Raw genomic sequence first — 14,827 nt, forward strand, 5'->3', positions numbered from 1 at the left:
TCAGCGTCCGAACAGTAGGGAATTGGGATTGCGCTCGAGCTGGCGGGCCAGGGCGTCGATGGACGCGGCGGCTTCTTCCACCTCGCGCAGGGTCTGGCGCGTCTGCGAGCCCAGTTTGCCGTCCGCGTCGTAGCCCGCGATGACGGTTTGCGTCTGGGCCAGCACGCGCCCGGTCGTGGTCAGCAGCGCGGGCAGCTGATCCGAGGCACGGCGGATCGCGTCGGCGGCCCGCTCGGCCGAGGCCAGCGTCTGGTTGGCGTTGCTCACCAGCCCGCCGTCCTGGACCTGGATCAGCAGGCGCTGCACTTCGTTCAGCGCGTCGGCCAGGGCGCCCGGAAGGCGCTGGGTGTCGTCGGACGAGACCAGCGCGTCGGTGGACTCGACCAGGCTGGAGACGCGCTGCGACAGTTCTTCGAGCGGGATCTCGGCGGCCTGCGCGGTCAGCGCCTCGATATCCTCGGCGATGCGGTTGGCGCGGTCTACCACCTGCGGCGCACCATCGGCGGCGGTGGCGACGGACGCGGCGGCGCGCTCGGCTTCGGTCAGGACGGATTGAAGCTGTTCGGTCAGGCTGGTGATGGCCCCTTCGGTGGTCGCCAGCGTCCGCTCGGCCTGGTCGAGAACGCCGCCATTGGTCAGCTCGCCCATGAGCTGGCGGGCGGCGGCCAGCGTGTCGGTGACCTCGGAGGGCAGTTCCTGCAACTCGGGACGGGCCACCAGCAGGTCCAGGCTTTCCAGCAGATCGTTGACCCGCGCGACGGACTGGTCCAGCGGCAATTCGTTCAGGCCGGTCACGAGGGTATCGAGGCTGGCGACGAAATCGTCGATGCCTTCCAGCACCTCGGGCACCGCGTCGATGCTGCCTTGCGCGTTGGCGACGGCCTGGCGGGCCTCGGCCATGAGCGGGCCCAGTTCGGCCGACAGGTCCGTGGCCACGCCGCGCAGATCGACCAGCGCGGCTTCGGCGGTCTCGACAAGCCCGGCCTGGCGGATCTCGGCCACCAATCCTTCGACCGTGGTCAGCAGGTTCGACACGTCGGTGGTCAGACCTTGAGTTTCGGGGCGGGCCAGCAATTCGCGCAGCCCGGCGATGGCGCCTTCGGTTTCCTGCACCACCGATTGCAGCGGCAGCGCGTTCACCGAGGTGATGAGCTCGTCGAGCGATTGCACCGCGGTCTCGATCTCGGACAGGGTGGCGGGCACGTCGTCCACGGCCACGAAGACCGCGTTGGCGGCATCTTCGGCGGCGTCGAGCGCGGCGACCAGCTGGGTGACGGCGCCTGCCTCTTGCAGCTGGGCCACGACGCCCTGAAGCTCGAGCGCGGTGTCGTTCAGCGTGGCCATCAGCGCGCCGGCCTGGTCGGGGATGCCCTGCACGCCGTCCGAGCTGACAAGGCCGCGCACCGCCGACAGGATGCCCAGGACCTCTTCCGGGGTCTCCTGCACGCCGTCGCTGGACAGCAGCCGGTTGGCGCTGGACATGAGCTGGATGGCGTTGTCGAGAAGTTCTTCGATGGGCAGGTTGTTGACCCGGTTGAACACGCCCTGCGCGGTATCCGAGAAATCCGACAGGTCGGCGGCGACCGAGGGCAGGCTGGGATAGGGCTCGGCGTCCAGGTCCAGCGTGTCGGCCGGCACGTCGTCGAGTTGGATCAGGCCGATCTGCAGGCCGCCCAGGAGCGACGCGGTCTGCAACTGAGCGCGCAGGCCCGACCGCACGGCGAAGTCGAAGAAATCATAGACCTCCTGGTCGTCCACGTCGCCTTCGAGCCCCAGTTTCGACGGCTGGATTTCCAGCGTCGTCAGCAGACGGATGTCGCGGTCGCCGAAGCGCGCCTGGTCCAGCAGGCCGGTCAACGCCGAGACGCGGCCGATGCGGATCCCGTTGAAATCCACGTCTGCGCCCACTTCCAGCCCTTCGACGGATTCGTCGAAAAGGACGGTCAGGTAGACCGGATCGCCTTCCGCGTCGGAAAACACCGACGCGCGGGCGCTTTCTTCGTCCGGGAACAAGCGGAAGACCGAGTTCTCGTCGATGGCCTGCCCGCCCGAGACGGGGGTGTCGAAGCTGATGCCGCCCGCGACCAGCGACGCGATGGACGCCACGTCGAGCTGGGCGCCCTGGGCGCCGAAGCTGAAGCTGAAGCCCGACGTGTCCCAGAACCGCGTGGCGGTGGTGATCAGGCGGCTTTCGGGCGCGCGCACGAAGGCGTCGGCGACCACGGACGCGCCATCGGTGTCGAGACGCAGGTTCGCGATCTGGCCGACCTCGATCCCGCGGTAGTAGATCTTGGTGCCCTCCGACAGCCCTTCCACGTTCTGCGAGCGGAAGCGGAACGCCACGCCTTCGGCGCCGTAGCGCACCAGCGGCGCATTGGCGGCGCCCGCGAAGCGATCTTCGGGCTCGCCGATCTCGCCGTCCCAGCTGCCTTCCAGGTAAACGCCGCCCAGGACGGTATCCAGCCCCGACACGCCCTGGGCGGTGACCTCGGGCTTGACCACCCAGAACTCGGCATCGGCGTCGATATAGGGTCCGACTTCCTTGTCGACGCGGATTTCGACCAGCACTTCGCCAAGGTTGTCGGTGAAGCGCACCGCCTCGACCAGGCCCACGACCACGTCGCGGTAGCGCAGCTGCGTCTCATCAGCGCGCACACCGGCGGCGTTGGGGAACGTGACCTCGATCAGCGGGCCCTTGTCGGCGTAGGTCTGCCACACGATCCCGAGCGAGATCAGCAGCGCGCCGATGGGCACGACCCACACGACCGAGATGCTGCTCAGGAACGAGCGGCGGGCGCTGCGCAGTTCGGGCTCGGCCGCGCCGCTGGATGTGGGGGTAGGCGTGTCGTTCATGCGGGCGTGTAATCCCTGTCCTGGTCCCAGATCATCCGGGGATCGAAACTTTGCGCGGCGAGCATTGTGAAGATCACCGACAGCGCGAAGGTGAAGGCCGCCGGGCCGGGATTGATCGACGCCGCGAAGTTTAGCTGCACCAGCGCCGACAGGATGGCAACGACAAACACGTCGATCATCGACCAGCGGCCGATGAATTCAACAAGTTCATAGAGTTTGTGACGTTTATGCGGCTCCATCGATCCGGGCCGCGACACCGACACCGCCAGCCATCCGATGGCCACGAACTTGCCCACCGGGATCAGCACCGACGCCACCAGGATCACGATGGCGATGCCCAGCGCGCCGTGGGTGGCAAGCTCGATCGCGCCTTCGATGATCGTGTCTTCGGAGGTGGAAAACAGCACCCGCGTGCGCAGCATCGGGTAGAGGTTGGCGGGGATGTAGCAGATGATCCCCACGGCCAGGTACGCCCAGACCCGCTGCAGCGAGCGGGTGTCGCGCGACACGAGGTCGGTGCCGCAGCGCGCGCAGGTCTGCGTGCCGATGGGCCAGACGCGGGTGCAGCGGGTGCAGGCGACCAGTCCTTCGTCGCGCGCGGTCACGAGGGGCGGTTTGTTTCCAGCGCTTTCCATATGGTCCATCTGCACATCAGTCCTTCTTGCAGGACGATCACGATCACGAGGGCGGCGAACATCCAGAACGCGGGCCCGTATTCGACCTTGGCAAGGTCACTCACCTTCACCAGGGCCACGGCCACCCCGATCACGAAGATCTCGGCCATGGACCAGGGGCGCAGGTCCTCGGACCAGCGGAACGCGGTCCGCGCACCCGGCAGCGGCGCGCGGCCCATGGCCAGCGGCGCCAGCGTATAGACGACCAACATCGCGCGCAGCACCGGGATCAGCACGATCAGCGACGCCACGGCGAAGGACAGCGCGATCATCCAGCCGCCATCCAGGAACGCCAGCGCCGCGTCGAACACCGACGCCGCGTTCGACAGGCCCGACGTGTTGATCCGCAGGAACGGAAAGAACGTGGCGCCCAGCATCAGCACCATGATCGTGATGGCCAGCGCGATCGTGCGGATGAACGCGCCGGTGCGCGGCGCGATCAGGACGTGGTGGCAGCGGCGGCACAGCAGACGCTCGCCCGGGCCCGGCTCGAACGCGTGGTAAAGCGCGTCGCATTGCGGGCAGGCGATCAGCTCGCCCGCGGGCGGGTCGGACGTTTGCGCGACGGGGGAAGGATCGGAGGTTGGCATTCGGCTCGACGTCTCGGGGCGCGCGCCCTCAGGGGCGGCATCGGGGCCACCCTATCGGTACGCGCGCCGGTAATCCAGAGACGCCGTCCCACCCGGCCCTGCCGGGCCGTAGCACAGTCAGACGGCCAGCTCTTCCGGCTCGAGGATGAAGAGATCGCCGTCGCCGATGGGCGCGTCCAGGCCCGCGAGCACCAGCACCGCGCCCGATCCCAGCGTGATCTCGACACCTTCGGCGGTGACGGTCTGGGCGGCCAGGTAATCCTCGGCCGACGCGGTCGGCTCGGCGCCCTCGGTGACGAACAGGCCAATGGCGTCCTCGCCCGGCACGAAATCGGTGATGGTGATGCGTTCGCCCGGCTCCACGTCTTCGTCGGCTTCGGCCGCCGCGAACAGGTCGAACCCGTTGCCGCCGGTGGCCACGTCGCCACCCTGGACCACCAGCACGTCGTCGCCGCGCCCGCCGAACAGGGTGTCCGGGGCGTTGTCCTCCGCGGGTGTGAACGCGTCGATGAATTGCGGATCGACGCCGAAATCGCTGCCCATGATGAAATCGTCGCCCTGGCCGCCGCGCACGATGTCCGCGCCGTTCCCGCCCAGCAGGATATCCCCGTCGGCCGAGCCGATGATCCGGTCATCGCCGTCGTCGCCGAGCGCGATGAAGGCTTCGCCGTCGGTTCCGATGATCAGATCGTCGCCCGCGCCCGCGTCGATCACGTCGACATCCAGGTCGGACCCGTCGGATTCGTCATCCTCATCCGTCCCGAACGTGTCGGCGGCGGATGCGCCGGGGGTCAGCGTGTCGTCGCCGCTCCCGCCCGAGATGCTGTCAAAGCCCGGGCCGCCGTCGATCACGTCATCGCCCGCCTGGCCGAACAGCGTGTCGTCGCCCGCGCCGCCTTCGATCGTGTCGTCACCGCCCCGGCCGCTGATGCTGTCGTTACCCGCCAGACCGCGGATCAGGTCGTCGCCGCCCGTCCCCTGCAGGCTGTCTGCGCCTTCGGTGCCGTCGATCTCTTCGCCCTCGTCGCTTGACCCCGAGCCGCTGTCGTCCACGATGCTGACCAGCAGCCCAAGCCCGAGCAAGCCGAGCAATACAAATCCGAACATGTGTCCATCCCCAAAACACAGGATGCCGGCCCGCAAGGCTGACGCGTCCTGCCCCCTTCACCAAGCGGCTCGAAACAGAAGGCATCGCCCCGAATTTCGGCCGCCATCATGCCCGCCACAGGCAATCGATCCAGAACACGGATTGCGGCCGCACGATTTGGCACATGACGAATGAGAGGTTCATCAACTGCTTAACCCTGTCAATGAAGTTTGGGCTCAATTTTGGAAACAGACCGTTTTCGATGCCCGGAAAAGTGGCTTCCGGGGGCGCAAGCGGGCGCGGCGCGGCCCCTGCGCCCTTGTCCACCGGACCTCTAGCCTACATCATGGCGCAGCGAGAGCCCGGCAAGGGCTCCGTTTCGTTCAAAAGGGAGAAACGAATGTCCTATCTGAAAAGCCTTTCCATCGCCGCGCTGGCGATCGGCATGGCAGGCCCCGTGGCCGCCCAAGAAGAAACCTTCATCACCATCGGCACCGGCGGCGTGACTGGCGTTTACTATCCCACCGGCGGCGCGATCTGCCGCCTGGTGAACCGTGGCCGCTCGGAGCACGGCATCCGCTGCTCGGTCGAATCCACCGGCGGCTCGGTGTTCAACGTGAACGCCATCAAGCAGGGCCAGCTGGAATTCGGCGTCGCCCAGTCCGACGTACAAAGCCAAGCCTATAACGGCGAAGGCGAGTTCACCGAAGCGTTCGAAGACCTGCGCGCCGTGTTCTCGGTCCACCCCGAACCCTTCACCGTCGTGGCCCGCGCGGGCGCCGGGATCGAGACCTTCGACGACCTGCAGGGCAAGCGCGTCAACATCGGCAACCCCGGTTCCGGACAGCGCGCCCTGATGGAGCGCCTGATGGAAGAAAAGGGCTGGACCACCGGTGATTTCGCGCTGGCGTCCGAGCTGCAGGCCGCCGAGCAAAGCCAGGCGCTGTGCGACAACAACATCGACGCCATGGTCTATTCGGTGGGTCACCCGTCCGGGTCGATCCAGGAAGCCACGACCGCCTGTGATTCGGTCCTGGTCGAAGTCGCCGGTCCCGAAGTCGAGAAGCTGGTGGAAGAAAACGGCTACTACCGCGTCGCCACCATCCCCGGCGGCATGTACCGTGGCAACGACGAAGACACCCAGACCTTCGGTGTCGGCGCGACCTTCGTGACGTCGACCGCGGTCAGCGACGACGTGGTTTACGAAGTGGTGAAAGCGGTGTTCGAGAACCTCGACCAGTTCCGCGGCCTGCACCCCGCCTTCGCGAACCTGACGGCGGAAGAGATGGCCAATGACGGCCTGGCCGCCCCGCTGCATCCCGGCGCGCAGCGCTACTACGAAGAAGCCGGTCTGCTGGCAGAGTAAGGCCCATACCTATTGCTCGGGGGCGGTCATGCGGCCGCCCCCGTTGCATTCCGGGCCGTCGTCCCGAGCGGTGTCCCGCAACCGGATAAGGTCCACCATGGCCGATATGAGCGACCTGATCGGATCGTGGCGGATGGATGCCTGGACCCGCACATCCGTGGACACGGGCGAGACCACCGATGCGCTGGGTCCGGCGCCAATCGGCTATATCGCCTATCACCCCGACGGCCGGATGATGGCCACCGTGTTCCGACGCGACCGCCCCGCCCCCAGCGTTGCGGGCTGGACCGACGCCGAGAAGGCGCGCCTGTTCGACGACATGCTGGCCTATGTCGCGTCCTACACGCTCGAGGATGACCGCGTGATCCACCACGTCGACGGGTCGTGGAACCCGAACTGGCACGGCGACCTGTCGCGCCCCTTCACGCTTGACGGCGACCGGTTGGTGATCAGCGGCGCGCCCGGCATCGACCCTGCGACCGGCGAACGGGTCGTCTACCGCATGGAATTCACCAAGGTCTGAGCCGCTGTCGCGACCGTTGCGGCTGCCTTTTATGGCGTTGCGGTCAACAAACGAGCACCCGAAAAGCCCGCGCCCGCCGCCCGGCCCCTTTGCGGAAGCCCTGCGATTTTCCCCTGTTGGATATGTTTTTTCACGTTAAGGTCTAGGAATCGCACCCGCAACGAAGGTGCCGATCAGGGAAAGAGGGACCGCACATGGCCGACCAGAAGGGCGAAGATCGCCAGTTTTCAGACGAAGAACTCCAGGATCTCGTCGCATCTTCCGACGCGGGGGCGCGGACGCCGAACGCGAAAGGCGTAGCCCTTCTGATCGGCGGGCTGTCGCTGGCCTGGTCGCTGTTCCAGCTCTGGATCGCTCAGCCGCAATTGTGGTTCGGCGGCTTCAGCTGGGTGACGGTGCTGAACTCGTCCCAGACCCGGCCCATCCACTTGGCGTTCGCTCTGGCGCTGGCCTATCTCTGCTATCCCGCCTTCAAGTCCAGCCCGCGCGACCGCGTTCCCCTGGTTGACTGGGTGCTGGGCATCGTGGCGACGCTGACCGCGCTTTACATCTTCTGGTTCTCGGACCACCTGGCCGACACGGCCCGGTCGGGCCTGCCCACGCAGACGCAGGTGATCATCGGCTCGGTCGGCATCGTGCTGCTGCTCGAAGCGTCGCGCCGCGCGCTCGGCCCCGCGCTGACGGTCGTGGGCGCGATCTTCCTGGCCTATGCCTATTTCGGCGAGGGCTGGCTGATCCCCGACCTGATCGCGCATGAGGGCCTTTCGTTCACGTCGCTCATCAACGCGCAATGGCTCGATACCGCGGGTGTCTTCGGCATCCCGCTGGGCGTGTCGACGGCCTTCGTGTTCCTGTTTGTGCTGTTCGGCTCGCTCTTGGACAAGGCGGGTGCGGGCAACTACTTCATCCAGCTCGCGTTCGCGGGCCTCGGCCACCTGCGCGGCGGTCCCGCCAAGGCGGCGGTCGTCGGCTCGGCCATGACCGGCCTGATCTCGGGCTCGTCCATTGCCAACGTGGTGACCACCGGCACCTTCACCATCCCGCTGATGAAGCGGGTGGGCTTCACGGCCGAGCAGGCAGGCTCGGTCGAGGTGGCGTCGTCGGTGAACGGCCAGATCATGCCGCCCGTCATGGGCGCCGCGGCCTTCCTGATGGTAGAATTCATCGGCATTTCCTACGTGCAGGTGATCAAGCACGCCTTCATCCCGGCGGTGATTTCCTACATCGCGCTGGTCTATATCGTGCACCTCGAAGCCCTGAAGAAGGACATGAAATCCCTGGGCGAAGGCGCGTCGCTGCTGCGCATGCTGCTGAACTTCGCCATCGGCTTCGCGGTTTTCGGCGCGGGCTTCACGGCGCTGATCTACCTGCTGAGGGGCCTGACGGCCGTGGCGCCGACGCTGGTCACGCCGATCTCGATGATCGGGCTGGCGGCGGTCTATGTCTACCTCGTCTGGGTGGCCGCGCGGCAGACCGATCTCGACCCCGAAACGCTCGAGGAAAAGCAGGGCGACATCAAGCTGCCAAAAGTGGCCGATGTCTGGAAGACCGGCCTGCACTACGTGCTGCCGATCCTGGTGCTGGTGTGGTTCCTGATGGTCGAACAGCAAAGCCCGGCCAAGTCGGCGTTCTACGCCACGGCGCTGATGCTGTTCATCATCGTCACTCAAAAGCCGCTGAAGGCGCTGTTCCGCAAGGGCGAATCCATCGCCGAGCAGACGCGCGAAGGCTTCTATGACCTGATCGATGGCCTGATCGCGGGCGCGCGCAACATGATCGGGATCGGTGTGGCCACGGCCGCCGCCGGTATCATCGTGGCCACCGTCACCAAGACGCCCATCGGCACCGAGCTGGCCGCGCTAGTCGAGCAGCTGTCGGGCGGCATCCTGATCGTGATGCTGGTTCTGGTGGGCCTGTTCAGCCTGGTGCTGGGCATGGGCCTGCCGACGACGGCCAACTATATCGTGGTGTCGTCGCTGATGGCAGGCGTGGTCGTCAGCCTCGGCGCGCAGGAGGGGCTGATCGTGCCGCTGATCGCCGCGCACCTCTTCGTGTTCTACTTCGGCATCATGGCCGACGTGACGCCGCCGGTGGGTCTGGCCAGTTTCGCCGCCGCCGCCGTGTCGGGGGGCGATCCGATCAAGACGGGCTTCACCGCGTTCTTCTACAGCCTGCGGACCGTCGCGCTGCCGTTCCTGTTCATCTATAACCCAACGCTGATCCTGTACGGCGTGGACCTGGGCACGACGGCGGGCATCTTGCAGGCGATCTTCGTCTTCATCATCGCCACCTTTGCCATGCTGCTCTTCGCCGCCGCGACGCAAGGCTACTTCCTGGCCAAATCGCGGATCCACGAATCGGCGCTGTTGCTGCTGGTGGCCTTCACCTTCTTCGTGCCGAACTTCTGGCTGAACCAGGTGAGCCCCCGCTTCGCCGACATCCCGCCCGCGCAGTTCGAACAGGCGCTGGCGGATGCGGAACCGGGATCGCGGATCCGGGTGAAGGTCTCGGGGCCCGATTTCAGCACGGGCCAGACGACCGAAACCACGTTGCCCATCGACGTGGCCGAGGGCGACGCCCAGACGCGCGTGCAGGAAACCGGCCTGATGCTGCGGCCCGACGGTCCCGAAGGCGCGCTGGAAGAACCGATGTTCGGCAGCCCGGTGCAAGAGAAGCTGGGCAACTTCGACTTCTACTCGGACGATCCGGTGCGCATCAGCCAGGTGCTGGCGCCGCGTGACCGGATGCCCGCGCAGATCTTCTATATCCCGGCGCTGGTGGTGCTGGGGCTGGTGATCGTGCTGCAACGCCGCCGCCAAACCAAACCCGCGTTCTGAGGAGGACCGACATGCTGCACTCAATTTTGCTGCCGGTCGACCTGTCCGCGCCCGCCTCGTGGGAAAAGGCCCTGCCCCGCGCCCTGGAGCTTGCCAAGGGCGGCACCCTGCACGTGATGACCGTCATCCCCAATTTCAGCTCGTCCATGGTGGGTGGCTTCTTCGAGGAAGGCTTCATCGATCGGGCGCTGCACGAGATCGGCGAAGACCTGACCAAATGGGTGAACGACAACATCCCCAAGGATCAGGAGGTTCACCCCCACGTCGTCCACGGACGGATCTACGACGAGATCATCCAGGCCGCCGATCGGCTGGACGTGGACACGATCATCATGGGCGCGTCGCCCGCGGATCTGACCCAGTACCTGCTCGGCCCCAACGCCGCGCGGGTCGTGCGCCATTCGACCCGGTCGGTCTATGTCGTCCGAGGCTGAAAGCGCCGTCTTCGGGCGGTCCTCCGCCCCGCTGCGCAAGGCCGTGGCGGGCGATGGCTGCTATATCATCGACAGCGACGGCAAGCGTTACCTGGACGGCTCGGGTGGTGCTGCGGTGTCGTGCCTGGGCCATTCCGACGCCCACGTGAAGCAGGCGATGAAGGACCAGCTGGACAAGCTGGCCTTCGCGCATACGGGCTTCTTCACGTCGGACGCCGCCGAGAACCTGGCGCGCAAGCTGGTGGACAACGCGCCAGACGGGATCAGCCGCGCCTACCTGCTGTCGGGTGGCTCGGAAGCGGTCGAGGCATCGCTGAAACTGGCGCGGCAATACTTTCTTGAGACGGGCCAGCCGTCGCGCCACCGCGTCATCGCCCGGCGCCAAAGCTATCACGGCAACACGCTGGGCGCACTGGCGGCGGGCGGCAACGCCTGGCGGCGCGAGAAATACGCCCCCCTGCTGATCGAGGTCAGCCATATCGCGCCCTGCTACCAGTACCGCGACCGGCGCGACGACGAGAGCCTGGAAGCCTACGGCCAGCGCGTCGCCAACGAGCTGGAAACCCAGATCCAGCGCCTCGGCTCCGAGACGGTCATGGCCTTCATCGCCGAGCCCGTGGTGGGCGCCACGGCGGGCGCGCTGGATCCCGCGCCGGGCTATTTCAAGCGCATCCGCGAGATCTGCGACGCCCACGGCGTGCTGCTGATCCTGGACGAGGTCATGTGCGGCATGGGCCGGACCGGCAGCTTCTTCGCCTCCGAACAGGACGGCATCGCCCCCGATATCGTGTGCATCGCCAAGGGTCTCGGGGCGGGCTATGCGCCCATCGGCGCCATGCTGGCGTCCGAGACGATCTACCGCGCCATCGCCGACGGGTCGGGCAGCTTCCAGCACGGCCACACCTACCACGCGCATCCCCTGTCGGCCGCGGGCGCCCACGCGGTGCTCGAACGGCTGCTGGACGACGGGCTGGTGGCGGGCGTCCACGGCCGGGGCGACAGGCTGATGGCGGCGCTAAACGCCCGACTGGGCCAGCACCCCCATGTGGGCGACATTCGCGGGCGGGGCCTTTTCCGCGGGGTCGAGCTGGTCGAGGATCGCGAGACCAAGCAACCCTTCGATCCGGCCCGCAAGATCAACGTGCACGTCAAGAAGGCGGCGATGAACGAGGGGCTGATCTGCTACCCGGCTGGCGGCACGGTGGACGGCAAATCAGGCGACCACGTCCTGCTGGCCCCGCCCTTCATCATCTCCGACAGCGAGATCGACGAGCTGGCCGACAAGCTGACCCGCGCCATCGACACGGCGATCGCCACGGCCTGACGGCGCTTCGATGCGGGTGAAGGTCCGGGACGGCAAAGGTTCGGGCAGAGGTATTTGAAGACCAGTGATGCGGCATTTTTCGCGCGTGTCCGGCCGCGTGCTGTCCGACCCCGAAAGGCGCTGGCGATTTTCACACCGTCCTGTCCAGCCGGGCACGGGCGTCTGGCATCACTGGTCTTAAAATACCTCCTCGGTCCGGTCTGCAGCGGGCGCGACGGCCGCAGGTTCAGAACGCCTTGAAGGTCAGCGTGGTCAGCGTCCGCTCGATGCCGTCCACGTCCAGCAGATGGTCGTTGATGTACTTGCCGACATCCTCGCCCTCGGGAATATACATCTTCAGCAGCAGGTCGTATTCGCCCGAGGTGGAATAGAGCTCGGAATGGATTTCGCGGAGCACGATCTCGTCGGCGACCCGGTAGGCGGTGGCGGGGCGGCAGCGGATCTGGACGAAGACGCAGTTCATGGCGGGACCTCCTGTTGTCGGGCACAGTTTGACCAGCTTGCGCGCCGAAGCGCCAGTGTCGATCGGTGTTGCACGACCGCCCCGGACGATCTGAGCCCCGGCCCTTTCCAACGCGCACGGTTCGGATATCGTGTCGCAAAGCGGGGGATACCATGACCACATTCGACTTCGACGGACAGGCCGCCATCGTGACGGGTGGCGCGCAGGGGATCGGCCTTGCGGTGGCGCAGGTGCTGATACGGGGCGGGGCGCGCGTCGCCCTTTGGGACAGCGACGACGCACTTGTCACCGAGATCGCCCGGTCCACGGACGGCGCCATCGCCCAGCAGGTCGACGTGGCCGACTGGCCCTCTGTCGAGCGGGCGATGCAGGCCACGATCGACGCGCTGGGCCCGGTCGCGATCTGCGTCAACTCGGCCGGGATCGCGGGCAGCAACGCGCCGCTGGCCGAGTACGACGTGGCCGAATTCCAGCGCATCGTGGACGTGAACCTGGTGGGCACCTTCCACGTGAACCGCGCGGTGGTGCCGGGGATGCGGGACGCGGGCTACGGGCGGATCGTCAATATCGCGTCGGTGGCGGGCAAGGAAGGCAACCCCAATGCCAGTGCCTATTCCGCGTCGAAGGCGGGGGTGATCGGGCTGACCAAGTCGCTGGGAAAGGAACTGGCCGACATGGACATCGCGGTGAACTGCGTGACACCGGCCGCCGCGCGCACGCGGATCTTCGACCAGATGAGCCAGCAGCATATCGACTACATGCTGTCGAAGATCCCGCGCGGACGGTTCCTGGAGCTGCCCGAAGCGGCCAACATGATCGCGTTCCTGTGCAGCCGCGAAAACAGTTTCACCACGGCCGCGGCGATTGACCTCTCGGGCGGGAGGGCGACGTATTGACCCGCTTCACGCCCGATTTCGCCCCGTCCCTGTCGCGCCTTGGTACCGAATCCGCGTTCGAGGTCTTGGCCCGCGCCGCCGCCATGCAGGCGCAGGGCCACGACGTCATCAACCTTGGCATCGGTCAGCCCGACTTCCGCACGCCCGAGCATATCGTCGAGGCCGGGCGCAAGGCGCTGGCCGACGGCGCCCATGGCTACACGCCCGCCAACGGATTGCCCGCGCTGCGCGAGGGCGTGGCCGACGATCTGGCGGCTCGGCACGGGCTGTCGGGCGACACCGCGGTGCATCCCGACCGCGTGGTGATCGTGCCCGGCGGCAAGCCCACCATGTTCTTCGCGTGCCTCATGTTCGGCCGACCGGGGGTCGAGATCCTGTATCCCAACCCGGGCTTCCCGATCTACGAATCGGTCATCAATTACACCGGCGCGACCCCGGTGCCGATCGCCCTGCGCGAGGAGAACGGCTTTGCCTTCGACGCCGACACGGTGCTGGGCCAGATCACCGACGCCACGCGGCTGATCATCATCAACTCGCCCGCGAACCCCACCGGCGGGGTCACGCCCAAGGCCGAGATCGACAAGCTGGTGGCGGGTCTGGCCGACTGGCCCCATGTCGCGCTTCTGTCGGACGAGATCTACAGCCAGATGCTCTATGGCGGGCGGGACCACGTGTCGTTGCTGAGCTATCCCGAGATCCGCGACCGGCTGATCGTGCTGGACGGCTGGTCCAAGACCTATGCCATGACCGGCTGGCGGCTGGGCTTCGCGGTCTGGCCCGACAGCATGGTCGAGCATGTCACGCGGCTCTGCATCAACGACCATTCCTGCGTGAACGCGGCGACGCAGCATGCGGGATTGGCGGCGCTGACCGGTCCGCAGGACGCGGTGCGGGACATGGTGGCGCAATTCGACCGGCGGCGCGTGGCCATCGTCGCGGCGCTGAATGACATTCCCGGCCTGCGTTGCGCCGATCCGGGCGGCGCGTTCTACGTCTTTCCCAACATCGAAGGCACGGGCCTGGGCGCGCGCGCGGCGCAGGACCTGCTGCTGAGTGACGCCCATGTGGCGAGCGTGGCGGGCACGTCCTTCGGTGCCCATGGCGAGGGATATTTGCGATTCAGCTACGCCAATTCGCTGGAGAACATCGAAACGGCCATGGAGCGCATCCGCACGACGCTGGAGCGTCGCGCGGGCTAGCGGCGCGGACAGATTTGGCGATGAGAGGCGCGTAGTGGCCGCTACCGGGTCTCCGCGGTCGTCGGGTCATTCATGGGGTTGGGACTTCGCGCGCCGGGCCGCACGGATTTCACGTAGAGACGCGTTCGCCGCTTTGGCGCCAGTGGCGCAGCAGACGCGCGCCCCCCCGCTCAGGCAAGTCCAGCCTGACGTTCCGGGAAATGGAGGCCGCGCGCCCGGCGAGAGTGTCTTTGTGCCGGTGGGAGGCCTAGGCGCCCTTGTCCATCGCGTCGAGCCGGGCCTTCAGCGCCTCGTTTTCCTCGCGGGCCTTCTGGGCCATGGCGCGGACGGCGTCGAATTCCTCGCGGGTGACGAAATCGCGGTCGGCCAGCCAGCGGTCAACCATGCCCTTGAAGGCGGTTTCGGCCTCGTCCCGCGCGCCCTGGGCCACGCCCATCGCGTTGGTCATCAACTGGCTGAGGTCATCGAACATCTTGTTGCGGGTCTGCATCTTCGGCGGTCCTTTCGGGGGCTTTCCCCTCATATGGCGGTGAACCGCGCGATTCTCAAGGTTGACACTGCTGCGCGGGCGGGGCTTGTCG

General features: G+C 66.9%; 13 protein-coding genes. 7 read left to right on the plus strand and 6 right to left on the minus strand.

Annotation, left to right across the window (positions count from 1 at the left end; all coding sequences use genetic code 11):
* From ILP92_RS00155 to ILP92_RS00170, 4 genes are all read right to left on the minus strand, one after another.
* The gene (locus ILP92_RS00155; protein WP_198914345.1) at positions 1-2,853 is read right to left on the minus strand and encodes an MlaD family protein; all 2,853 of its coding nucleotides are present in this window, start codon (positions 2,851-2,853) and stop codon (positions 1-3) included.
* On the minus strand, positions 2,850-3,497 hold the full coding sequence (locus tag ILP92_RS00160) for a paraquat-inducible protein A (protein WP_438361536.1): 648 nt from the start codon (positions 3,495-3,497) through the stop codon (positions 2,850-2,852). Before ILP92_RS00160 ends, ILP92_RS00155 begins: the two co-directional genes overlap by 4 nt.
* The gene (locus ILP92_RS00165; protein ID WP_198914346.1) at positions 3,455-4,117 is read right to left on the minus strand and encodes a paraquat-inducible protein A; all 663 of its coding nucleotides are present in this window, start codon (positions 4,115-4,117) and stop codon (positions 3,455-3,457) included. Before ILP92_RS00165 ends, ILP92_RS00160 begins: the two co-directional genes overlap by 43 nt.
* A 117-nt stretch (positions 4,118-4,234) precedes the next feature.
* The gene (locus ILP92_RS00170; protein ID WP_198914347.1) at positions 4,235-5,224 is read right to left on the minus strand and encodes a calcium-binding protein; all 990 of its coding nucleotides are present in this window, start codon (positions 5,222-5,224) and stop codon (positions 4,235-4,237) included.
* A 380-nt stretch (positions 5,225-5,604) separates the two neighbouring features.
* Between ILP92_RS00170 and ILP92_RS00175 the strand changes: the two genes are divergently transcribed.
* The 5 genes from ILP92_RS00175 (at position 5,605) to ILP92_RS00195 (ending at position 11,688) form a co-directional block, all read left to right on the plus strand.
* Positions 5,605-6,570, plus strand: coding sequence for a TAXI family TRAP transporter solute-binding subunit (locus ILP92_RS00175; protein ID WP_198914348.1), 966 nt, complete (start codon positions 5,605-5,607; stop codon positions 6,568-6,570).
* Between the two features lie 97 nt (positions 6,571-6,667).
* Positions 6,668-7,093 carry a lipocalin-like domain-containing protein gene (locus tag ILP92_RS00180; protein WP_198914349.1) on the plus strand — a complete coding sequence of 142 codons (426 nt, stop codon included), beginning with the start codon at positions 6,668-6,670 and terminating at the stop codon, positions 7,091-7,093.
* Positions 7,094-7,287: 194 nt separating this feature from the next.
* The gene (locus ILP92_RS00185) at positions 7,288-9,930 is read left to right on the plus strand and encodes a TRAP transporter permease (RefSeq protein ID WP_198914350.1); all 2,643 of its coding nucleotides are present in this window, start codon (positions 7,288-7,290) and stop codon (positions 9,928-9,930) included.
* An 11-nt stretch (positions 9,931-9,941) separates the two neighbouring features.
* Positions 9,942-10,364, plus strand: a complete 423-nt coding sequence (locus tag ILP92_RS00190) for a universal stress protein (RefSeq protein ID WP_198914351.1) — start codon at positions 9,942-9,944, stop codon at positions 10,362-10,364.
* Entirely contained in the window at positions 10,348-11,688 is a 1,341-nt protein-coding gene (locus tag ILP92_RS00195) for an aspartate aminotransferase family protein (RefSeq protein ID WP_198914352.1), read from the plus strand. Before ILP92_RS00190 ends, ILP92_RS00195 begins: the two co-directional genes overlap by 17 nt.
* Positions 11,689-11,914: 226 nt before the next feature.
* Here ILP92_RS00195 and ILP92_RS00200 read toward each other — a convergent pair whose 3' ends face one another.
* A complete protein-coding gene (locus ILP92_RS00200; protein WP_198914353.1) occupies positions 11,915-12,151 on the minus strand; it encodes an Lrp/AsnC ligand binding domain-containing protein in 237 nt (78 codons plus the stop codon).
* A gap of 152 nt (positions 12,152-12,303) precedes the next feature.
* Here ILP92_RS00200 and ILP92_RS00205 point away from each other — a divergent pair, with 152 nt between their 5' ends.
* Together ILP92_RS00205 and ILP92_RS00210 are read left to right on the plus strand one after the other, a co-directional pair.
* Complete coding sequence (locus tag ILP92_RS00205; protein ID WP_198914354.1) at positions 12,304-13,047, plus strand: SDR family NAD(P)-dependent oxidoreductase; 744 nt, start codon at positions 12,304-12,306, stop codon at positions 13,045-13,047.
* A complete protein-coding gene (locus tag ILP92_RS00210; protein ID WP_235970943.1) occupies positions 13,044-14,246 on the plus strand; it encodes a pyridoxal phosphate-dependent aminotransferase in 1,203 nt (400 codons plus the stop codon). The genes ILP92_RS00205 and ILP92_RS00210 overlap by 4 nt, the downstream gene beginning before the upstream one ends.
* Before the next feature lie 247 nt (positions 14,247-14,493).
* On the opposite strand, the gene ILP92_RS00215 is transcribed toward ILP92_RS00210, so the two are convergent.
* The gene (locus tag ILP92_RS00215; RefSeq protein WP_198914355.1) at positions 14,494-14,736 is read right to left on the minus strand and encodes an accessory factor UbiK family protein; all 243 of its coding nucleotides are present in this window, start codon (positions 14,734-14,736) and stop codon (positions 14,494-14,496) included.
* Positions 14,737-14,827: the final 91 nt, after the last annotated feature.

It is taken from the genome of Palleronia pontilimi (assembly GCF_016412875.1).
GTDB classification, from domain to species: Bacteria; Pseudomonadota; Alphaproteobacteria; order Rhodobacterales; family Rhodobacteraceae; genus Palleronia; species Palleronia pontilimi.